Genomic DNA, 20409 nt, shown 5'->3' with positions numbered 1-20409 from the left:
ACAGACTGGACTTTCACCTGCCGCATTGCGCGCCTATAATTAGCGCTTCTTTTTTTTGGCAGGACTTTGTTCGATGTTATTTGCATGGGTAACCGATCCTAACGCCTGGCTCGCGCTCGGTACGCTGACGCTGCTGGAGATCGTTCTTGGGATCGACAATATTATTTTCCTCTCTCTGGTGGTGGCGAAACTTCCTACAGCGCAACGGAATCACGCCCGACGCCTTGGGCTGGCGGCGGCGATGGTGATGCGTCTGGCTTTGCTGGCTTCTATCGCCTGGGTCACACGCCTGACAAACCCGCTGTTCGAGATTTTCGGCGAAGCGATTTCCGCCCGCGATCTGATCCTGCTGCTGGGTGGGTTGTTCCTGATCTGGAAAGCCAGTAAAGAGATTCACGAATCGATTGAAGGCGAGGAAGAAGGGCTGAAAACGCGCGTCTCCTCCTTCCTGGGCGCAATTGTCCAGATCATGATGCTGGATATTATTTTCAGCCTTGATTCCGTCATCACGGCGGTGGGCCTCTCGGATCATCTGTTTATCATGATGGCGGCAGTTGTGATTGCCGTCGGCGTGATGATGTTCGCGGCGCGTCCTATCGGCGAGTTTGTTGACCGCCACCCTTCCGTAAAAATGCTGGCGCTCTCTTTCCTGATTCTGGTCGGCTTTACCCTGATTCTGGAAAGTTTCGATGTACACGTTCCGAAAGGGTACATCTACTTCGCCATGTTCTTCTCTATCGCGGTAGAGAGCCTGAACCTGATGCGTAATAAAAAGAACCCTCTCTGATTCACTCTTTCGCTCCCTGTAAGGGGAGCGAATACCCGCAATGCCTCTCCCGTTCCTCACAGTTTAAGATTTTACTGCTTTTATCAGACATAACTTCAGGTTATTACTAGACTATTATCAGACGCAGGCCACGTGAGGATAAATGGATGAAAAAATGGGCAGTTGTGATTTCCGCTGTAGGACTGGCTTTTGCTGTTTCTGGATGTAGCAGCGATTATGTAATGGCGACCAAAGATGGTCGGATGATTCTGACCGACGGTAAACCAGAAATTGACGATGATACGGGTCTGGTGAGCTACCACGATCAGCAAGGCAACGCGATGCAAATCAATCGTGACGAAGTCTCTCAGATCATTGAACGCTAATTGTTGAGGTCAGCAGCCCTGCTGGCCTTAGAATTTTCTCTTTCCCTTTTCTCTTCCCTCTGCCATTTTTATATTCCTTTGTCGGGATTTACTGACTTCATAATAAGAAGGAAACGGCTATGCACTATCACCGTATACCCCACAGCTCGCTTGAAATAAGTACACTGGGGCTGGGCACAATGACGTTTGGTGAACAAAACAGCGAAGCCGACGCACATGCACAGCTCGATTACGCCGTGGATCAGGGCATTAACCTGATCGACGTCGCCGAAATGTATCCGGTGCCTCCACGCCCGGAAACCCAGGGGCTAACAGAAACCTATGTCGGTAACTGGCTTGCTAAACACGGCAGCCGTGAGAAGCTGGTTATCGCTTCCAAGGTAAGCGGCCCATCGCGTAATAACGACAGCGGAATTCGCCCCAATCAGGCGCTGGATCGTAAAAATATCCGTGAGGCCTTACACGACAGCCTCAAACGCCTGCAAACCGACTATCTGGATCTGTATCAGGTTCACTGGCCGCAGCGCCCGACCAACTGCTTCGGCAAGCTGGGCTACAGCTGGACGGATTCGACACCGGTTGTCACGCTGCTCGAAACGCTGGACGCGCTGACGGAGTTCCAGCGCGCGGGCAAAATTCGCTACATCGGCGTCTCTAACGAAACGGCCTTCGGCGTCATGCGCTATCTGCATCTGGCGGATAAACATGACCTGCCGCGCATTGTTACTATCCAGAACCCTTACAGCCTGCTGAACCGCAGTTATGAGGTGGGATTAGCGGAAGTCAGCCAGTATGAAGGCGTCGAGCTGCTGGCCTACTCTTGCCTGGCATTCGGTACGTTGACCGGTAAATATCTGAATGGCGCCAAACCCGCCGGCGCGCGCAACACCCTGTTTAGCCGCTTTACGCGCTACAGCGGCGAGCAGGCGCAAAAGGCGGTTGCGGCCTACGTCGACATCGCCAGACGCCACAACCTCGATCCGGCCCAGATGGCGCTGGCGTTTGTGCGTCGTCAGCCGTTCGTCGCCAGCACCCTGTTGGGCGCAACGACGATGGCGCAGTTAAAAACCAACGTTGAGAGTTTGCATCTGGAGTTAAGCGAAGAGGTGCTGGCGGAGATCGAAGCGGTGCATCAGGTTTATACCTACCCGGCACCGTAATGCGTTCATCCGGCGCTTCTGCCTGATGGCGCTACGCTTATCAGGCCTACCGACAGCACCATACCCGTAGGCCGGATAAGGCACCTGTGCCGCCATCCGGCACTTCTGCCTGATGGCGCTACGCTTATCAGGCCTACCGGCAGCACCATACCGTAGGCCGGATAAGGCACTGTGCCGCCATCCGGCACCTTTGCCTGATGGCGCTGCGCTTATCAGGCCTACCGACAGCACCATACCGTAGGCCGGATAAGGCGCCTGCGCCGCCATCCGGCTCCTCTGCCTGATGGCGCTACGCTTATCAGGCCTACCGACAGCACCATACCGTAGGCCGGATAAGGCACCTGTGCCGCCATCCGGCGCTTCTGCCTGATGGCGCTGCGCTTATCAGGCCTACAGACGGCGCAACAATCACATCTGGCGGCGCTGCCAAATCCACAGCGCCGCAATCGCCAGCGCAAACAGCCCGCCAAAACCAATGCCGATCGCCACGACCGGAATGTCCACCAGTACGGCCAGCGAATAGAGACCCAGCATCAACAGCATCGCGCTGTTCTCCCCCAGGTTCTGTACCGCAATCGCGTTGCCCGCGCCGACGCTTTTCTTGCCGCGCTCCTGCAATAACGCATTGAGCGGCACCACGAAAAAGCCGCCCAGCACGCCAATAAGCGTCAACAGCGCATAGGCCGGAAGCAACGCGTGTTGCAAAGAAAAAATCAGCACCACCACGCCAATCAGAATACCCGCAGGCATACAACGCGCAACCGTCTCCAGCGTAACCAGCTTCGCCGCAGCACCTGCGCCCACAACAATACCGATCGCCACCATTGCGTTCAGGTAAGTCGGCGTGGCGTTATCGGTAATTCCCAGCGCTACCGGCACCCACAGCACCAGCAGAAAACGCAGCGTGACGCCCGCGCCCCAAAAAAGGCTGGTGCCAACCAGCGAGAAACGCGTCTCCCCGTTACGCCAGAGCGACATGCAGGCGCAGAAGAAGCTGCGCACCATCTTACGCAAATGCCAGGACTGGCCTGGCCGCGCCGCCGCAAGTTTCGGAATAAAAAGGTTAGCGACGACTGCGCCCGCATAGGCCAACGCACAGGCGACCAGCGCCGCAATCACATGCCAGTCTGCCAGTACGCCGCCTGCCACCGATCCCAGCAGAATCGCGGCAATGGTGGAGGCTTCCATCAGACCATTGGCTTTCACCAGTTTGTCGCCCGTGGTCAGCTCGCCAAGAATGCCATATTTCGCCGGAGAGTAAGCCGCCGCGCCAATCCCCACCAGCGTATAGCCGACAAAGGGATTAAAACCAAAACAGATGCTCGCAGCGCCCAACAGTTTCAGGCCGTTGGCGAACATCATCACCCGACCTTTGGCAAAGCTGTCCGCCACCTGCCCGACAAAGGGAGCAAAAAGAATGTAAGCGCCTACAAACACCATTTGCAGGATCGGCTGGCTCCAGTCCGGGTAGAACTGCGCCTTCAGCAACGCCAGCGTCGCGAACAACAGCGCGTTATCGCCAAACGCAGAGAGAAACTGCGCGGCGATAACCGACATCATCCCTTTCGACCAGATCGAAGTGTTAGTATGTACTGACTCACGCATGTTGTTTTTCCGGTTCATCAACCCAGCTTTTCAGCGTCACAAAGTCCGGCTTGCCGCTGCCCAGTAACGGAAGTTGTTTCAGATAGCGGATATCACGCGGTACGGCAAGTTCAGGAATGCCGTGTGTGCGGGCATATTGCAGCAGGCTTTCACGCGTCAGCTCGCCGTCTGTCGTGAACAGCACCAGCGCTTCGCCCTTGCTGGCGTCGCTTTTAATCGCCGTGGCGTGCATTTTATCTGGCGAGACGCCCAGCGCCAGCTGTTCGACCATCTCCAGCGAAACCATCTCTCCGGCGATTTTCGCAAAGCGCTTCGCTCGCCCCTGGATCTGCACAAAACCGTTTTCATCGAAACGCACAATATCGCCCGTGTCGTACCAGCCCTGTTCAACGTCGCCCAGCGCATTTTCCGCCGCAGGCGCTTCCAGCACGCCCGGTTTTTCAACCCGCAGGTAGCCGTTCATGATATTAGGCCCTTTGAGTTGCAGACGCCCGCCGTCATCAATGCCTGGAACCGCCAGCAAGCGCGCATCCATGCCTGGCAAAATGCGCCCAACGGTGCCCGGCTTCGCCGCCATCGGTACGTTAATCGACACGACCGGCGCGCATTCGGTCACGCCGTAACCTTCCAGAACGCGCAGGCCGAATTTGTCCTGCCAGAGCTGTCGGGTGCTGTCCTGCAATTTTTCCGCGCCGGCGACGACATAGCGCAGACGATAGAAATCATACGGGTTGGCAAACCGCGCGTAGTTGCCCAGAAACGTCGACGTGCCAAACAGCACCGTGCAGTTCCGGTCATAGACCAGCTCCGGCACAATGCGATAGTGCAACGGGCTGGGATAGAGAAACACCTCAGCGCCGGTCAGCAGCGGCGTCAACAGGCCGACGGTCAGACCGAAGGAGTGGAACAGCGGCAGCGCTGACATAAAGCGGTCGTTCGCCGTGAAATCGGCAATGGTTTTTATCTGCTCAACGTTCGCCAGAAGGCTTTTATGGCTGTGCACCACGCCTTTCGGGTGCCCTTCCGAACCGGATGTAAAGAGGATCATTGCCGCCTCTTCCGGCCGCTGTTTGACCTGCGCCAGGCGCGGCATCAGCAGATGTGCAAAAATCCAGAGCTTATCGGCGAGCGTCACATCAGCTTTTAAATCTTCGAGATAAATCCAGCGAACCTGCGTCAGTTGCTCCGGCAGATGCCAGAGCTTGCCTTTCTCAAGAAACTGACGGGAGGTGAATACGGTTTTGATCTCCGCAGCGGTAATGGCGCTGGTCAACCCTTTCACACCCGCCGTGTAGTTCATCATCGCCGGGATACGGCCACGAGAAACCGCGCCAAAAATGACGGCGGCGCTGATGGCCGCGTTTGGCAGCATCAGGCCGATGTTTTCGCCCTGCGCGCTGTATTTTTCCAGAATGCGGCCGACAAACAGCGTTTTTGTCAGCAATTTGCGATAAGTGTCCGGCGTGAAGTTAATATCTTCAACACAGTTTTTACCCGCCCCGTAGCGGTACTGCGCAGCTAACAGTGATTCATACAGCGTTTCACGCGGGCGCACCGCCATGCGCGCTTCCATCATAATTTGATGCAGCATTTCTCCGGCCAGTTTGCGGCGCTCGCGCGCTCGCGGCGCCTCCGGCATCGGCAGATGGGTAGGCGGCAGGATATGCAGGTGAATGCGCGGGAAAAAGCGCTGTTTTACCAGACCTTTCAGGCGGCTAAAGTACGTAAGCTCTGCGCCTTCAATACGAACCGGCACCACCGTTGCGCCAGACTTCGCCGCCACAAACCCGGCGCCGTCGTAGATTTTCATCAACGAACCGCTCACCGAAATTCGCCCTTCCGGGAAGATAACCACCGGGCGGCCCTGCTCTACCAGGCGTACCAGGTGCTTAATCGCCATCGGCTTCGTCGGGTCGAGCGGCACAAAATCAATCAGCGACTTTAACCAGCGCATATACCATTGCTGGCTGATAGAGGAATAGACCGCGAAAACAGGGCGAACCGGTAAAAACAGGGCGAGTAAAATACCGTCGATAAAAGAGACATGGTTTGGCGTGATCAGGATGCGCTCACCCTGTAGCGCCCTGGCATCCCCGGTGACGCGTACACGATAAAGCACGCGGAACAGGTTGCGAAAAAATCCAAAAAGCATGTCAACTCCCTTTGCTCACAGTTCGGTAAAGATGCATGGTTGCAGATTATACGAGATGGGGAACAGGCGCGACAGGTAAATGGAAGGACGAAAAAAAACCTGCGCATCCGCGCAGGTTGGTGCAAGAGACAGGTACGAAGAGCGTACCGAATAATCTCACCAATCAATACCTCTGGGATCTTGATTGTGGTCTCCGGCGACGCTGCGCGCCACCAGCAAAACGCAAAGGAATGAACACAAATGCAACGAGTTGTGTAAATTATCGGTTACTGTTACAGATTGGTGTAAGCGCAAAAAAAACCTGCACATGATGCGCAGGTTGGTGTAATTCTTGTGATCAACCCGAAAGCTGATTTCACCTATCAATACCTCTGGGATCTCAACTCTAGCAATCCGCCCGACGCCCTCACCAGCGAACAATCGCAACAGCGCTTCGCAAAGTGTAACCAAAGGTTTGCATTCTCCCTTTTCTGTCTTACTTCCCCGGCGTGCGCTCACATTTGCGCGTTCCCGTCAGGCAATCTGCTTGAACAGATAGCCATTTTCCGTAACACTGACGAAATGTAAGCGTTTACCCACTATAGGTACTGTCATGGCGACCATAAAGGATGTAGCCCGACTGGCTGGTGTTTCAGTCGCCACCGTTTCTCGCGTTATTAATGATTCCCCGAAAGCCAGCGAAGCATCCCGCCTCGCGGTCACCAGCGCGATGGAATCGCTCAGCTATCACCCCAACGCCAATGCGCGAGCGCTGGCGCAGCAATCCACGGAGACAATTGGTTTAGTCGTGGGGGATGTCTCCGACCCTTTCTTTGGCGCGATGGTTAAAGCGGTCGAGCAGGTGGCCTACCACACCGGTAATTTCTTACTGATTGGCAACGGCTACCACAATGAACAAAAAGAGCATCAGGCGATTGAACAACTGATCCGCCATCGTTGCGCGGCGTTAGTCGTACACGCCAAGATGATCCCGGACGCGGACCTGGCGTCATTAATGAAACAGATGCCTGGCATGGTGCTGATTAACCGCATCCTGCCTGGGTTTGAGCAGCGCTGCGTGGCGTTAGATGACCGTTACGGCGCCTGGCTGGCAACGCGTCACTTAATTCAGCAGGGCCATACCCGCATCGGCTATATCTGTTCCAACCATTCGATTTCTGATGCGGAAGACCGGCTCAAGGGTTATTACGACGCGCTGGAAGAGAGCCATATTCCGGCTAACGACAGGCTGGTCACGTTCGGTGAACCGGATGAGAGCGGCGGTGAACAGGCAATGACCGAACTGTTAGGTCGCGGAAGAAACTTCACGGCGATCGCCTGTTACAACGATTCGATGGCCGCAGGCGCAATGGGCGTATTAAATGACAACGGTATTGACGTGCCGGGCGAAATTTCACTGATTGGTTTCGATGATGTGCTGGTCTCGCGCTACGTGCGTCCACGTCTGACCACGGTACGCTACCCGATCGTGACCATGGCGACCCAGGCCGCCGAACTGGCGCTCGCGCTGGCGGAAAAACGGCCTGTACCCGAAATCACCCATGTCTTTAGCCCTACTCTGGTACGTCGGCATTCCGTTTCGACGCCGTCGGAAACCGGGAATTCTTCGTCAAACGATTAATCAGGATAGCGTCATGACAACAATGCTGGATGTTTCACGTCGCGCGGGCGTATCAAAAGCGACGGTTTCTCGCGTGCTGAACGGAACGGGACAGGTGAAAGAGAGCACGCGCCAGAAAGTCTTCAAAGCGATGCAGGCGTTAGATTACCGACCCAATTTTTTGGCGCGATCGCTGGCGAACCGCACCAGTAACAGCATTGGGCTTGTTGTCTCGACCTTTGACGGATTTTACTTCGGGCGTTTGCTGCAACAGGCGTCACGCCAGACGGAGTCGCACGGTAAGCAGCTTATCGTGACCGATGGTCATGACACGCCGGAACGCGAGCAAGAGGCGGTGCAAATGCTGGCCGACAGGCAGTGCGACGCGATCATTCTCTATACCCGCTATATGAGCGAAAAAACGATCATCTCGTTGATTAATACCATAGAGACGCCGCTGGTCGTGATCAACCGCGATGTCAGTCTGGCCCGCGATCGCGCCATATTCTTTGAACAGGAAGATGCCGCGTTTCAGGCGGTGGATTACCTGATCTCACAAGGCCATCGGGATATCGCCTGCATTACCGTACCGAATCACACGCCAACGGGAAAATCCCGTCTGACGGGCTACCGCAAGGCGCTGGAGAAAAACGGGATCGCCTGGGACCCGGCGAAAGTGAAATACGGCGACTCCAGTATGACACGCGGGTACGAAGCGTGCCGTGAACTGCTGGAGGAAGGGATCGCCTTTACCGCGCTCTTTGCCTGTAACGACGATATGGCGCTTGGCGCATCAAAGGCGCTGCATCAGGCCGGGCTGCGAATACCGCAGGATATTTCGCTGTTTGGCTTCGATGACGCGCCCAGCGCGAAGTGGCTGGAACCGGCGCTGTCCACCGTTTATCTGCCGATCGACAGTATGATTACCACCGCAATCGATCAGGCGATTCGGCTGGCGAGCGGCGAGGAGCTGGAGCCGATCCCGCCGTTTACAGGAACATTAGTGCTGCGTGATTCAGTGACCACCGGGCCATTTTTTCAGTCGGATTGCTGATGGTTTGCCGGATGGCGGCGCAAGCGCCTTATCCGGCCTACGATATTGCGCCGTCTGTAGGCCTGATAAGCGTAGCGCCATCAGGCAAAGGCGCCTTATCCGGCCTGTGATATAGCACCGTCTGTAGGCCTGATAAGCGTAGCGCCATCAGGCAAAGGCGCCTTATCCGGCCTGTGATATAGCACCGTCTGTAGGCCTGATAAGCGTAGCGCCATCAGGCAAAGGAACCTTATCCAGACTGCCGGTTAAAAAACTTCCAGCGCCAGCAACTCTTCAATCGTCTGGCGGCGGCGAATCAATCGCGCTTTACCGTTATCAAACAGCACTTCCGGCAGCAGCGGTCGGCTGTTGTAATTTGATGACATGGACGCGCCGTACGCGCCGGTATCGTGCAGAACCAGGTAATCCCCCGGCGCGACCGCAGGCAGCGCACGCGTTTCCACGTTACCGCCTTCCTGCTGCGTAAAGACATCGCCAGATTCGCACAACGGCCCCGCCACCACGGTGTCCAGCAGCGGCGCATGTTCAAGCGAGCGACCGTCCGCCGCCAGCGCCGTAATATGGTGGTAGCTGCCGTACATTGCCGGGCGCATCAGGTCGTTGAAACCGGCATCCACCAGCACAAAATGACGGCGCCCCATCTCTTTCACGCTGCGTACCTGCGTCACCAGCACGCCGGATTGCGCCACCAGAAAACGTCCCGGTTCAATTTCCAGCTTCACCCGATGCCCCAGATGGCGAGCGATTTGCTCGCGGGCGGCGTTCCACAGTCCGAAGTAATGCTGCGTATCGACCGTCTCTTCTCCCTCGTGATAAGGGATCGACAGCCCGCCTCCCGCCGAAATCGCCTCCAGATCCTGCCCAAAATCGATAACCTGGCGCACCATCGCACCGCACACCTGCTCCAGATGACCGTAATCAACGCCGGAACCAATGTGCATGTGGATCCCAACAAGCTGAAGCCGATGGCGCTGCATCACCGCCAGCGCGGCAGGCAGATCGGTATGCCAGATGCCGTGTTTGCTGTTCTCGCCGCCGGTATTGGTTTTCTGGCTGTGCCCGTGACCAAAACCGGGATTGATACGCAGCCAGACGCGATGACCCGGCGAAACCTGCCCCAGCTGATCCAGCATATCCACCGACCCGGCATTCACCGGAATGCGCAGTTCGCTGACGCGGGCCAGCGTGGCGGCGTCAATGACATCAGCCGTGAAGACAATATCATCAGGGTGGTTTTGCGGATCGTATCCCGCCGCCAGCGCGCGCTCAATTTCACCCAGCGAGACGGAATCCACCTTTACGCCCTGCTCACGCATCAGGCGTAAAATATGAATATTCGAGCAGGCCTTTTGCGCAAAGCGCACCACATCAAACTGTTGCAGGGCCGCGATCTGACGGCGAATAATCTGCGCGTCATAGACCCATACCGGGCAGCCGAATTCCGCCGGTAGTCTGAGCAGATTTTCAGCGTTGAGGTCAGTATCAGTGCAATTCAGTGAATGTGGCATAGCAGGCTCCGGGCAAGACATTTTTTATGATTACGCCACAAACTGAAGGGAATAAAAAATATCGTTTTATGGCGAGTCTATGCAAAAATGATATAGATAATATCCACTGAGGGGAAAGCCAACGATGGCAGCCGTGAACCTGCGCCACATTGAAATCTTTCATGCCGTGATGACCGCCGGAAACCTGACCGAAGCGGCGCGCCTGCTGCATACCTCGCAGCCCACCGTCAGCCGGGAGCTGGCGCGGTTCGAAAAAGTATTGGGTCTTAAACTGTTTGAGCGCACGCGCGGACGCCTGCACCCGACGGTGCAAGGATTACGGCTATTCGAAGAGGTGCAGCGTTCCTGGTATGGGCTGGATCGCATTGTAAACGCGGCGGAGAGCCTGCGTGAATTTCGCCAGGGCGAGCTGTCGATTGTCTGCCTGCCCGTCTTCTCCCAGTCCTTTTTACCCACGCTGCTGCAACCGTTTCTCGCCCGCTATCCTGATGTCAGCCTGAACATCGTGCCGCAGGAGTCGCCGCTGCTGGAAGAGTGGCTTTCCGCTCAACGCCACGACCTCGGCCTGACGGAGACGTTGCATACCCCGGCAGGCACCGAACGCACCGCGTTGTTGACGCTAAATGAAGTGTGCGTGCTGCCGCCCGGCCACCCGCTGGCGACCAAATCCGTGCTGACGCCGGGCGACTTTCAGGGAGAGAATTACATCAGCCTGTCGCGCACCGACAGCTATCGCCAGCTGCTGGATGCGCTGTTTAACGAACACCAGGTTAAACGCCGGATGGTCGTGGAAACCCACAGCGCGGCGTCGGTTTGCGCGATGGTGCGCGCGGGCGCCGGGCTCTCGGTGGTTAACCCGCTCACCGCGCTGGATTATGCCGCCAGCGGAGTGACCGTGCGGCGGTTCAGTGTCGACGTTCCGTTTACCGTCAGTCTGATCCGCCCGCTGCACCGGCCATCATCCGCGCTGGTGGATGCGTTCAGCGAGCACCTGCAAACCAGCCTTCCGCGTCTTGTCGATCCGCTGGAGGCCATTCTGGAGCCGGTTACGAAAGCATAAATTCCACGGCGTCAGCCGCATGGATCGCCGCAGTATCAAACACCGGCAGCGCGCTCTGCGCTTCCGGCACCAGCAACCCAATCTCGGTACAGCCGAAAATCACGCCCTGAGCGCCCTGCGCCGCCAGACGTTCGATCACCTGCAAATAATACTGGCGGGAGCGTTCGCTAAACTCGCCGAGGCACAGTTCGTCAAAGATTATCTGGTTGATCTGCGCGCGGTCGTCAGTTTCCGGCACCAGGGTTTCAATCGCAAACCGCTGCTCCAGACGCCCGCGATAAAAATCCTGCTCCATCGTGTAGCGCGTCCCCAGTAGCGCCACGCGCGTCATGTTTTTGCGCGCAATCGCCCGCCCTGTCGCATCCGCAATATGTAAAAACGGCAGTGAACAGCGCGACTCAATCGTCTCCGCCACTTTATGCATGGTATTAGTACACAGCACTATCGCTTCTGCGCCCGCCTGCTGCAAACCCAGTGCGGCCTGCGCCAGAATATCTCCCGTTTTATCCCACTCGCCCTGGCGCTGACACTCTTCAATTTCATGGAAATCAACGCTATGCAGCAACAGGCTGGCGGAATGCAAACCGCCCAGGCGTGCTTTGATTCCTTCATTAATCAAACGGTAATAGGGGATCGTCGATTCCCAACTCATGCCGCCCAGCAGTCCAATCGTTTTCATTACCTTCTCCTTCTCACCTTGATGACAGCAGTGAAGCAAACTTGTGATCAAGTTTCCAGTTCATTTGGTCTGCCATTTTCTTTTCCCCCGGTATGAACTAATTTAGTTGAAACATTGTTTCAATAAATAACAGGATCACCGCATGTTTATTTTTCATAATGAGACGACGCTTGAGGATCTGGGAAATGGCGTTACCCGGCGTATTCTGGCTCACGACGGTAACATGATGGCGGTAGAGGTAAATTTCGAAAAAGGCGCAATCGGGCCGTTGCACAATCATCCTCATGAACAGCTGACTTACGTTTTGTCTGGTGAATTTGAGTTTACTATTGGTGAAGAAAAGCATGTGGTGCGCGCCGGCGATACGCTATATAAACAGCCCAATATCATGCATGGCTGCGTGTGTTTACAACCGGGAACACTGCTGGATACCTTCACGCCAGTACGCGAAGATTTCCTCAACGCGTAAGCCATACGCATCCGGCCTGTACAGGAACCCCTGCGCAGGCCGGATGTTATCGCCTCACCGGGGCGAGGCTTTTACGACATCAGAATTAACGCGCCAGCCAGCCGCCATCCACCGCAACGGTATAGCCGTTAATATAGTCAGATGCGCTGGATGCCAGGAACACCACCGGCCCCATCAGATCGCTCGGCAGACCCCAACGCCCCGCCGGAATACGGTCGAGGATTTCCGCGCTACGCTGCTCATCAGCACGCAGTTGCTGAGTATTGTTCGTCGCCATGTAACCCGGCGCGATAGCGTTCACGTTGATGTTATGTTTCGCCCATTCGTTCGCCATCAGGCGCGTTACGCCCATAACGCCGCTTTTAGACGCGGTGTAGGAAGGAACGCGAATCCCGCCCTGGAAGGAGAGCATAGAGGCGATATTAATAATTTTGCCGCCGTTACCCTGGGCGATGAAGTGCTTCGCCGCAGCCTGAGACATAAAGAACACGCTCTTAATGTTCAGGTTCATGACGTCATCCCAGTCTTTTTCACTGAAGTCGATCGCGTCTTCACGGCGGATCAGACCGGCGTTATTCACCAGAATATCGATGTGACCGAACTCCGCCACCGCACGTTCAAGCAGGGCTGGAATACCGTCAATCTGACGCAAATCCGCCGTCAGACTTAAAAAACGGCGACCCAGCGCGGTGACGCGTTCAATGGTTTCCGTCGGCTCAACAATGTTGATCCCGACAATATCGCAGCCCGCTTCCGCCAGCCCCAGCGCCATCCCCTGACCCAGACCGGTATCACAACCTGTGACTACCGCGACCTTACCTTCAAGAGAGAATGCATTCAAAATCATTGTTAATCCTTATTTTCTTAGTGCCTGTCACGGACAGACATGATTGCCGTCCGCGACTAGCGCAGATCTTTTACTGCAACGTGGTCCATATCATCAAAGACCTGGTTTTCACCCACCATCCCCCAGATGAACGTATAGGCCTGGGTGCCGACGCCGGAGTGAATAGACCAGCTTGGGGAGATAACCGCCTGCTCGTTATGCATCACGATATGACGCGTTTCCTGAGGCTGCCCCATCATATGAAAGACGCAGGCGTTCTCTTCCATGTTGAAATAGAAGTACACTTCCATGCGGCGTTCATGGGTGTGACAAGGCATGGTGTTCCACAGGTTGCCGGGCGCCAGTTCGGTCAGGCCCATGCTCAGCTGGCAGGTCTCCAGTACGTCCGGCACGAAGTATTTGTTAATGGTGCGGCGGTTACTGGTGAGGTTGTCGCCCAGAGTGACCGGCGCGACATCGGCTGGCGTCACTTTTTTAGTCGGGTAAGTGGTATGCGCCGGCGCGCAGTTGTAGTAGAACTTCGCCGGTTTTGCGCCATCAACGCTGGCGAAAACAACTTCTTTCGCACCTTTACCGACGTATAAGGCATCGCGGTGGCCGATCTCATAGCACTGACCATCAACAGCGATCGTGCCCGGCCCGCCGATGTTGATCACCCCCAGTTCACGACGCTCCAGGAAGTAGGTAACGCCCAGCTGTTTACCAACTTCACCGCCAACGGAAACCGTTTTCGCTACCGGCATGATGCCGCCGACAATAATGCGGTCGATGTGGCTGTAAACCATGGTGTATTCATCAGCAACAAACACTTTCTCGACCAAAAACTCGTTGCGCAGCCCCTGGGTGTCCAGCGTTTTAGCGTGCGCGCTGTGGATGCTCTGTCTTACGTCCACATCAACCTCCAATAATAAACCGACCGTGAATGTCAGAACGGAAGGCGAAACACCGTTCCGTTTTACTTTATGCGGTAATGATATCCCTCCAGAAACGGGTTTTCAATTACAAATAAAACGTTGTTTCAGTTTTTCTGCATCTTATTATCAAAAGTGTAATTGCGATCACGTCAGCGCGAGATTTCCCTTTAGCAGGCACAGGCGGAGATGCTTAAAATAAAATTAAAAACAATAAGATAGGTTTATCAGGTGGATATGGGAGCAGCGTGCGTTCCTGAAAAGAAACGCCGGATTGCTGCAACCCGCGGCGTCAGGGAGGGGAAATATCAGCACATATTGCGGCTGGCGCGGTTGGCAGCGCCAGTACGGGGGAAGCGGAAAATGAAGGCGGTTTTAATCTCGTTCGATAGCAAGCGCCACGCCTTGCCCGCCGCCAATGCAGAGCGTCGCCAGGCCCTTTCGTGCATCACGTTTAACCATCTCATGCACCAGCGACACCAGAATCCGGCAGCCGGATGCGCCAATGGGATGACCGAGCGCAATCGCTCCGCCGTTAACGTTCACCCGGCGTTCGTCCCACTCCAGCATTTTGCCGACGGATAACGCCTGCGCAGCAAAAGCCTCGTTAGCCTCGATAAGATCCACGTCCGCCAGTTGCCAGCCTACCCGTTCAAGACAACGTCGGGTGGCGTAAACGGGTGCGATGCCCATCAGTGCGGGATCGACGCCGACGCTGGCAAAAGCGCGAATACGCGCCAGTACGGGTAAATCCAGTTCCTGCGCTTTGGCTTCGCTCATCATCATGACGGCAGCCGCGCCATCGTTAATTGACGAGGCATTGCCCGCCGTGACCGAGCCGAGGAGATCAAATGCCGGGTTCAACTGGGCCAATCCTTCCGCGCTGGCATCGGTTCTTGGCTGCTCATCAGTATCGACAACAACAGACTGGCCGTTACGCTGGGTGACAACCGGGACAATCTCAGCTTTAAAACGCCCGGCATCAATGGCCGCCCGCGCTTTTTGCTGGGAACTGAGGGCATAGGCGTCCTGCAATTCGCGGCTGATGCCGTATTCCCGCGCCAGATTTTCAGCGGTAACGCCCATGTGGTAATCGTTAAACGCATCCCACAAGCCGTCGTGAACCAGGCTGTCCACCAGTTGGCTGTTACCGAGCTGCGCCCCTGTGCGGCTGTCGGTAAGAACGTGCGGCGCCCGACTCATGTTCTCCTGCCCGCCGGCAATGACAATATCCGCCTCGCCGCACTGAATCGCCTGCGTAGCCAGATGCAGCGCTTTCAGGCCGGAACCGCAGACATCGTTGATGGTGATAGCAGAAACGGTGTTGGGCAGCCCACCTTTGATGGCTGACTGCCGCGCCGGGTTTTGTCCTGCGCCCGCCGTGAGCACCTGACCGAGGATAACTTCATCGATAGCATGTACATCAACGCCGGTACGCTCCATCAACGCTTTTACCACCATGCTGCCCAGTTCAACGGCAGAATGGCGGGACAGCGTTCCCTGGAAGCATCCGATCGGCGTACGTAAAGCCCCAACTATCACAACCTCTTTCATCACCACCTCAGCGCAAAATAACACCGCAATAGTAGAGGATTGTTAAAGATAATTATCCTGCTTGTTTAAAAATGGTGAGTTTTATCACAAAGGAAATTGCAGCTATTTTAATCAGCCGGTATACGCCCCTGCTGTAAATGATCGCGGAGCCAGCTTCCCGCCGCGCCCGGCGGCGACTTCTTGTTCCAGAGAAGATCAATCGAGATCGCCTTTGGCCAGCCGGGTACATCCAGTTGCACCAGCGGTTTTTCAGCCGCGAACTCTTCCACCAGCGCGCAAGGCAATGCGCACCAGCCAAATCCCTGCACCGCCATACTCAGTAATAACAAATAGTTAGGTGCAGACCAGGCCGGGCCGCGCGCCACGCTGGCGCCACTTTCCAGATAGGTATTCAGCCGCAGTTCACGCCAGGTATGCAGCTGATCCCATTGCAGGGTTTTCTGCGCGGCCAGAGGATGTGAGGCCGCCACGTAGAGTCCCATCCAGGTCTGCATGGGCAGGCGCGTCACCCCCATCTCGGTAGGGTAATGATTGCGCGCTTCAATCAGCCCAACCTGCGCGCGTCCCTTTTGCAGGAGATCGATGACATCTTCATCTTCGCCGATCAGACATTCAAATTCCGTATGGGGAAACTGGCGGTCGAACTGCACCATTAATTCTTCCAGAACGTCTGGATGCAGGGTGTCGGATAGCACGAATGTCAGACGGGTTTCCGTTTCGCCAGACAGGGATAACGCCACCTCATCCAGACGATCGCTTGCTGACAGAATAGCCTGCACATAGCTGAGCGCCCGCTTGCCCTCTTCCGTCAGCACCGGCTGTCGTGAAGATCGATCAAACAGTGAAAACCCCAGATCGGCTTCCAGGTGGGCAATCGCCGTACTGACGGTGGACTGACTTTTCCGTAACCGGCGCGCCGCAGCGGAAAACGAGCCGCAGGAGACCGTCTCAACAAATGCGATCAATGCTTCGGGAGAGTAGCGCATGAACTATCTACTTTATCGATGGATTCTATCTTTTAGATATCATATTAAACGATAAAATGCCTGACATTCCGTTTTCCCGGAGATGAAAAAAGGTTTGATCCTATGCAACATGACTTAGTCCAACGCCGTTCGCTACTTGAACGCATTTTCCATGCGGTCTGCTTCGAAGGCATTGCCACCGCCATTCTGGCCCCGACTACCGCCTGGCTGATGCAGCGCTCAGTGCTGGAAATGGGAGGCTTAACCATTCTGCTGGCAACCACGGCGATGATCTGGAATATCATCTATAACGCGCTGTTTGACCGCTTCTGGCCGTCACACGTAGTGACGCGCACCGCTAAAGTTCGCGCACTGCACGCGCTGGGATTTGAAAGCGGCTTTATCGTTATTGGTGTGAGTATTGTCGCCTGGGCGCTGAACGTCAGCCTGTTACAGGCCTTCACGCTGGAAATCGGTTTCTTCCTTTTCTTCCTGCCATACACCATGTTCTACAACTGGGCCTATGACACGTTGCGTCTTCGCGTAGTAAGACGCCGCCAGCAGCGCGTTACTGCCTGATAATGCTCTGTTTAGCCGGAACATTCCCCGTTCCGGCGCTTCCTGCCTGCCCTCGCACACCGCTTTAGTTTCCCCAGCCCCATGCCATTTATGGTAAATTGCGCTTCTTTTTGTTTATTTTATAGTTGATACGTTCAAATAATGTCGAAAATTTGGTCAAAAGAAGAAACTCTCTGGAGTTTTGCACTATATGGGACTGCGGTCGGCGCAGGCACCCTTTTCCTCCCCATTCAGTTGGGTTCCGCGGGGGCCATCGTGCTGTTTATTACCGCACTGGTTGCCTGGCCTCTGACTTACTGGCCTCATAAAGCGCTGTGCCAGTTTATCCTCTCTTCGAAAACCTCCGCTGGCGAAGGGATCACCGGTGCGGTAACGCATTACTACGGCAAGAAGATCGGCAGTCTCATCACCTCGCTATACTTTATTGCGTTTTTCGTGGTGGTCCTGATTTACGCCGTGGCGATAACCAATTCTCTGACGGAACAGCTGGCAAAGCAGATGACGATAGACCTGCGGGTGCGTGTTCTGGTCAGTCTGGGCGTCGTATTGATTCTGAATCTGATTTTCCTGATGGGACGACATGCGACTATCCGCGTGATGGGCTTTTTAGTGTTTCCGCTTATCGCCTATTTCTTATTTCTGTCGCTTTATTTGACCGGAAGCTGGCAGCCCGCGTTATTGACCAGCCAGATGTCTTTCGATCGGCACACACTTCATCAGGTATGGATATCCATTCCGGTGATGGTTTTCGCTTTTAGCCATACGCCCATTATCTCCACGTTTGCTATCGACAGACGTGAAAGATACGGCGAGCAGGCCATGGGTAAATGCAAAAAAATCATGAAGGTGGCTTATCTGATCATTTGCCTGAGCGTGCTGTTTTTCGTTTTCAGCTGTCTGCTCTCCATTCCGCCATCCTATATTGAAGCCGCGAAACATGAAGGCGTGACCATCCTGTCAGCGCTGTCTATGATGCCAGCCGCACCGGCATGGCTCTCCATTTCAGGGATTATTGTCGCCGTTATCGCGATGTCAAAATCGTTTCTGGGCACCTATTTTGGAGTGATTGAAGGGGCGACAGAGATAGTACGAACGGCGTTACTTCAGACTGGCGTGAAGAAAAGCCGGGCATTTAATCGCGCCCTGTCTATCATGCTGGTCTCGCTGATTACCTTTGTCGTTTGCTGCATTAATCCCAACGCCATTTCGATGATTTATGCGATCAGCGGCCCGCTTATTGCCATGATTTTGTTTATCATGCCGACGCTGTCAACCTATCTGATCCCCGCGCTCAAACCATACCGCTCTCTGGGAAATCTGCTTACCCTGATTGTGGGTCTGCTTTGCGTGTCCGTGATGTTTTTTGGCTAATCTCAATACAAAACGGCTCATCCACCTGAAGAGGGGCGAGCCGTTTTACTCAGTCTTTAATCTATCGGCATAATAGTGAGGGCGACCCGACTGTCGTAAACGTCCAGCCTTCCCGCCAGGGTTGTATCAAAAACGAGAACGTCGCGTCCTTTGATAAATAAATAAGCGGCATAGCCTTGCGTTCATGGCTGCCCTGTAATTCGTCAGACGGATATCGGACCAGATTATGCGTCGTAATAATATAGTTTTGCTGCAACTTCTGGTACGTAAAATAAATAATCCGGCTAATTTTATAAGAATGAGCGTCGGGCGTATTCAACACGCCGGTTAATGTCACGATCCCCTGATGATTATGCATCTGGTAGGTAATATCACCAGCAAAAAGTTCATGATCAATATCCCAGACGGCATAACCACTGCAATCAATTTTCGGATTAATGCTGTGCGCATACCAGAATCCTCCGCCACCCACAATGAAGATCGTGATAATAATAGCCGCTGCCAGTATTTTAATTTTCATCATTTATCGAATAGTAGGTTATACACTTTACGGACGGATTTTCTCTGGCATCCTCCGGGCATATAATCGCCGTGATATTTTTTGCGCTGCTCATTCCTGAGAGAAACACATAGTTATTGTTATCGCAAATCTCGCGATGTTTGTGCATAAAGCGAATATAATTTAGCTCCAGCACATCATTCCCTTTTTGCAGGACGGTACAGGATGAAAAAGTCTCGGAGTCCAGAACCTCATAAGACGACAGCAGCGACTCTGGAGACATATAAAACAGGCTGGCGGCAATGCTTATCATCACCACCAGAAGCGCCAGTCCGCAAAGCGTCGCAGGCAACGAGAGATGGCGCTTTTTTATTGGCGTGTCTCCCTTCGGCTCCATTTGGGGTGCAACAATCTGCGCCGGCGCTTCGGTCGCTGATGCTTTTGCGGTTATCTCATCCGTCTGAATATTCGCTGAAATCATCATACCGCGACGGGCAATGGTTTTTATAAGATCGCGCGGTAACCCAATATAACTTAACGCATTTCTTAGAATGAGAATCGTCTGATAAAAAGTATTCGCCGAGGTAACATGATTCTTCTCTCCCCAACCCGCTGTAATCAGCTGGTTTTGAGAAACTACCGTGTTGTTATGCTGAATAAGATATAAAAGGATAAGGCTTGCAGGACTTTGTAACGTTACGGTCTTCTGCATTGTGCTATTCGATAACGCCCGATTTCCAGGGTGAAAGTCAACCAGGTTATTAATTGTGTAACATCTGGCGTGTTTTAACAAATCCGACACAGTATTCCTTCTGGCATTCACATGATGAATGCCATGCTACAAAATTCTTATATCGAGATCACTATAAATATTTGATTATGCGATTACTGTCAAACGCCAGTGGTAAAATTACTTATAAATCAAAAACCTTAAGTCAAAAAAGATCATTTGTTCTTAATTAAGACTATTTTTAAAGCATTTTCATGCTCTCCTGATATTATTACGATAAGCTTAAAAAGCACACAAATACATAATTTATTAATTATGAAAAACAATAGCGATTTTACAATTAAGATACAGTAATTAACATTAATGCAACTTTTGTCCATAAATGCCATTTAACAAAATATCTTAAACATTTTTGCAATATAACTATTCCTGGATTTTGCTATAAAAGTCCTGGATGCTAAATTGTTTCTGTCTCTGACGAGACACTGCCCCAGGAAAATAAGCAGCATGTAAA

At 54.0% G+C, this 20409-nt stretch carries 19 protein-coding genes; 9 read left to right on the top strand and 10 right to left on the bottom strand.

Features of this window, described 5'->3' with window-relative positions:
• Window positions 1-73 precede the first annotated feature (73 nt).
• The 3 genes from OGV79_RS03580 to OGV79_RS03570 all read left to right on the top strand — a co-directional run bounded on the left by OGV79_RS03580 (window position 74) and on the right by OGV79_RS03570 (window position 2312).
• Entirely contained in the window at window positions 74-787 is a 714-nt protein-coding gene (locus tag OGV79_RS03580) for a TerC family protein (RefSeq protein ID WP_012134949.1), read from the top strand.
• A 146-nt stretch (window positions 788-933) separates the two neighbouring features.
• The gene (gene ygdR, locus OGV79_RS03575) at window positions 934-1152 is read left to right on the top strand and encodes a lipoprotein YgdR (protein ID WP_012134951.1); all 219 of its coding nucleotides are present in this window, start codon (window positions 934-936) and stop codon (window positions 1150-1152) included.
• A gap of 119 nt (window positions 1153-1271) precedes the next feature.
• Window positions 1272-2312, top strand: a complete 1041-nt coding sequence (locus OGV79_RS03570) for an NADP(H)-dependent aldo-keto reductase (protein WP_115625871.1) — start codon at window positions 1272-1274, stop codon at window positions 2310-2312.
• Between the two features lie 408 nt (window positions 2313-2720).
• Here OGV79_RS03570 and lplT read toward each other — a convergent pair whose 3' ends face one another.
• Window positions 2721-3917 carry a lysophospholipid transporter LplT gene (gene lplT / locus OGV79_RS03565; protein ID WP_114848289.1) on the bottom strand — a complete coding sequence of 399 codons (1197 nt, stop codon included), beginning with the start codon at window positions 3915-3917 and terminating at the stop codon, window positions 2721-2723.
• A complete protein-coding gene (aas, locus tag OGV79_RS03560; RefSeq protein WP_047461507.1) occupies window positions 3910-6069 on the bottom strand; it encodes a bifunctional acyl-ACP--phospholipid O-acyltransferase/long-chain-fatty-acid--ACP ligase in 2160 nt (719 codons plus the stop codon). Before aas ends, lplT begins: the two co-directional genes overlap by 8 nt.
• A gap of 592 nt (window positions 6070-6661) precedes the next feature.
• Between aas and galR the strand changes: the two genes are divergently transcribed.
• Together galR and OGV79_RS03550 are read left to right on the top strand one after the other, a co-directional pair.
• The gene (gene galR, locus OGV79_RS03555) at window positions 6662-7690 is read left to right on the top strand and encodes an HTH-type transcriptional regulator GalR (RefSeq protein WP_012134956.1); all 1029 of its coding nucleotides are present in this window, start codon (window positions 6662-6664) and stop codon (window positions 7688-7690) included.
• A 13-nt stretch (window positions 7691-7703) separates the two neighbouring features.
• Complete coding sequence (locus OGV79_RS03550; RefSeq protein ID WP_047461502.1) at window positions 7704-8723, top strand: LacI family DNA-binding transcriptional regulator; 1020 nt, start codon at window positions 7704-7706, stop codon at window positions 8721-8723.
• Window positions 8724-8968: 245 nt separating this feature from the next.
• Here OGV79_RS03550 and lysA read toward each other — a convergent pair whose 3' ends face one another.
• Complete coding sequence (lysA, locus tag OGV79_RS03545) at window positions 8969-10231, bottom strand: diaminopimelate decarboxylase (RefSeq protein ID WP_286467605.1); 1263 nt, start codon at window positions 10229-10231, stop codon at window positions 8969-8971.
• A gap of 124 nt (window positions 10232-10355) precedes the next feature.
• Here lysA and OGV79_RS03540 point away from each other — a divergent pair, with 124 nt between their 5' ends.
• Entirely contained in the window at window positions 10356-11291 is a 936-nt protein-coding gene (locus OGV79_RS03540) for a LysR family transcriptional regulator (protein ID WP_012134960.1), read from the top strand.
• On the opposite strand, the gene OGV79_RS03535 is transcribed toward OGV79_RS03540, so the two are convergent.
• Window positions 11278-11970, bottom strand: coding sequence for an aspartate/glutamate racemase (locus OGV79_RS03535; protein WP_058668045.1), 693 nt, complete (start codon window positions 11968-11970; stop codon window positions 11278-11280). The two genes, OGV79_RS03540 and OGV79_RS03535, sit on opposite strands and share 14 nt — an antisense overlap.
• Before the next feature lie 142 nt (window positions 11971-12112).
• On the opposite strand from OGV79_RS03535, the gene OGV79_RS03530 reads away from it, so the two are divergent.
• Complete coding sequence (locus OGV79_RS03530; protein WP_047461492.1) at window positions 12113-12439, top strand: cupin domain-containing protein; 327 nt, start codon at window positions 12113-12115, stop codon at window positions 12437-12439.
• A gap of 85 nt (window positions 12440-12524) precedes the next feature.
• On the opposite strand, the gene kduD is transcribed toward OGV79_RS03530, so the two are convergent.
• The 4 genes from kduD to OGV79_RS03510 form a co-directional block, all read right to left on the bottom strand.
• On the bottom strand, window positions 12525-13286 hold the full coding sequence (kduD, locus tag OGV79_RS03525) for a 2-dehydro-3-deoxy-D-gluconate 5-dehydrogenase KduD (protein ID WP_005123393.1): 762 nt from the start codon (window positions 13284-13286) through the stop codon (window positions 12525-12527).
• Between the two features lie 56 nt (window positions 13287-13342).
• On the bottom strand, window positions 13343-14179 hold the full coding sequence (gene kduI / locus OGV79_RS03520) for a 5-dehydro-4-deoxy-D-glucuronate isomerase (protein WP_058668046.1): 837 nt from the start codon (window positions 14177-14179) through the stop codon (window positions 13343-13345).
• Between the two features lie 393 nt (window positions 14180-14572).
• Window positions 14573-15751 carry an acetyl-CoA C-acetyltransferase gene (locus tag OGV79_RS03515; protein WP_286467593.1) on the bottom strand — a complete coding sequence of 393 codons (1179 nt, stop codon included), beginning with the start codon at window positions 15749-15751 and terminating at the stop codon, window positions 14573-14575.
• 107 nt (window positions 15752-15858) lie between these two features.
• On the bottom strand, window positions 15859-16737 hold the full coding sequence (locus OGV79_RS03510; RefSeq protein ID WP_286467584.1) for a LysR family transcriptional regulator: 879 nt from the start codon (window positions 16735-16737) through the stop codon (window positions 15859-15861).
• A 102-nt stretch (window positions 16738-16839) separates the two neighbouring features.
• Here OGV79_RS03510 and OGV79_RS03505 point away from each other — a divergent pair, with 102 nt between their 5' ends.
• Both OGV79_RS03505 and OGV79_RS03500 read left to right on the top strand, forming a co-directional pair.
• Window positions 16840-17295, top strand: coding sequence for a multidrug/biocide efflux PACE transporter (locus OGV79_RS03505; RefSeq protein WP_024130912.1), 456 nt, complete (start codon window positions 16840-16842; stop codon window positions 17293-17295).
• 141 nt (window positions 17296-17436) lie between these two features.
• Window positions 17437-18666 (top strand): amino acid permease, encoded by a 1230-nt coding sequence (locus OGV79_RS03500; RefSeq protein ID WP_012134968.1) that lies wholly within the window; start codon window positions 17437-17439, stop codon window positions 18664-18666.
• Window positions 18667-18727: 61 nt separating this feature from the next.
• Here OGV79_RS03500 and OGV79_RS03495 read toward each other — a convergent pair whose 3' ends face one another.
• Window positions 18728-19189: a YqeJ family protein gene (locus OGV79_RS03495; protein ID WP_071257892.1), complete on the bottom strand. Its 462-nt coding sequence runs from the start codon at window positions 19187-19189 to the stop codon at window positions 18728-18730.
• Complete coding sequence (locus OGV79_RS03490) at window positions 19176-19877, bottom strand: winged helix-turn-helix domain-containing protein (protein ID WP_286467575.1); 702 nt, start codon at window positions 19875-19877, stop codon at window positions 19176-19178. The genes OGV79_RS03495 and OGV79_RS03490 overlap by 14 nt, the downstream gene beginning before the upstream one ends.
• Window positions 19878-20409 lie beyond the last annotated feature (532 nt).

Origin of the sequence: Citrobacter sp. CK185 (genome assembly GCF_030333565.1) — a bacterium.
Lineage (GTDB): Bacteria > Pseudomonadota > Gammaproteobacteria > Enterobacterales > Enterobacteriaceae > Citrobacter_B > Citrobacter_B koseri.
This window is presented reverse-complemented; position numbering and strand designations above follow the sequence as displayed.

Excerpts from the sequence above, each read along its gene's own strand:
- OGV79_RS03580 (WP_012134949.1), top strand. The coding sequence starts at position 74 with ATGTTATTTGCATGGGTAACCGATCCTAACGCCTGGCTCGCGCTCGGT.
- ygdR (WP_012134951.1), top strand. The coding sequence starts at position 934 with ATGAAAAAATGGGCAGTTGTGATTTCCGCTGTAGGACTGGCTTTTGCT.
- OGV79_RS03570 (WP_115625871.1), top strand. The coding sequence starts at position 1,272 with ATGCACTATCACCGTATACCCCACAGCTCGCTTGAAATAAGTACACTG.
- lplT (WP_114848289.1), bottom strand. The coding sequence starts at position 3,917 with ATGCGTGAGTCAGTACATACTAACACTTCGATCTGGTCGAAAGGGATG.
- aas (WP_047461507.1), bottom strand. The coding sequence starts at position 6,069 with ATGCTTTTTGGATTTTTTCGCAACCTGTTCCGCGTGCTTTATCGTGTA.
- galR (WP_012134956.1), top strand. The coding sequence starts at position 6,662 with ATGGCGACCATAAAGGATGTAGCCCGACTGGCTGGTGTTTCAGTCGCC.
- OGV79_RS03550 (WP_047461502.1), top strand. The coding sequence starts at position 7,704 with ATGACAACAATGCTGGATGTTTCACGTCGCGCGGGCGTATCAAAAGCG.
- lysA (WP_286467605.1), bottom strand. The coding sequence starts at position 10,231 with ATGCCACATTCACTGAATTGCACTGATACTGACCTCAACGCTGAAAAT.
- OGV79_RS03540 (WP_012134960.1), top strand. The coding sequence starts at position 10,356 with ATGGCAGCCGTGAACCTGCGCCACATTGAAATCTTTCATGCCGTGATG.
- OGV79_RS03535 (WP_058668045.1), bottom strand. The coding sequence starts at position 11,970 with ATGAAAACGATTGGACTGCTGGGCGGCATGAGTTGGGAATCGACGATC.
- OGV79_RS03530 (WP_047461492.1), top strand. The coding sequence starts at position 12,113 with ATGTTTATTTTTCATAATGAGACGACGCTTGAGGATCTGGGAAATGGC.
- kduD (WP_005123393.1), bottom strand. The coding sequence starts at position 13,286 with ATGATTTTGAATGCATTCTCTCTTGAAGGTAAGGTCGCGGTAGTCACA.
- OGV79_RS03515 (WP_286467593.1), bottom strand. The coding sequence starts at position 15,751 with ATGAAAGAGGTTGTGATAGTTGGGGCTTTACGTACGCCGATCGGATGC.
- OGV79_RS03510 (WP_286467584.1), bottom strand. The coding sequence starts at position 16,737 with ATGCGCTACTCTCCCGAAGCATTGATCGCATTTGTTGAGACGGTCTCC.
- OGV79_RS03505 (WP_024130912.1), top strand. The coding sequence starts at position 16,840 with ATGCAACATGACTTAGTCCAACGCCGTTCGCTACTTGAACGCATTTTC.
- OGV79_RS03500 (WP_012134968.1), top strand. The coding sequence starts at position 17,437 with ATGTCGAAAATTTGGTCAAAAGAAGAAACTCTCTGGAGTTTTGCACTA.
- OGV79_RS03495 (WP_071257892.1), bottom strand. The coding sequence starts at position 19,189 with ATGATGAAAATTAAAATACTGGCAGCGGCTATTATTATCACGATCTTC.
- OGV79_RS03490 (WP_286467575.1), bottom strand. The coding sequence starts at position 19,877 with ATGCAGAAGACCGTAACGTTACAAAGTCCTGCAAGCCTTATCCTTTTA.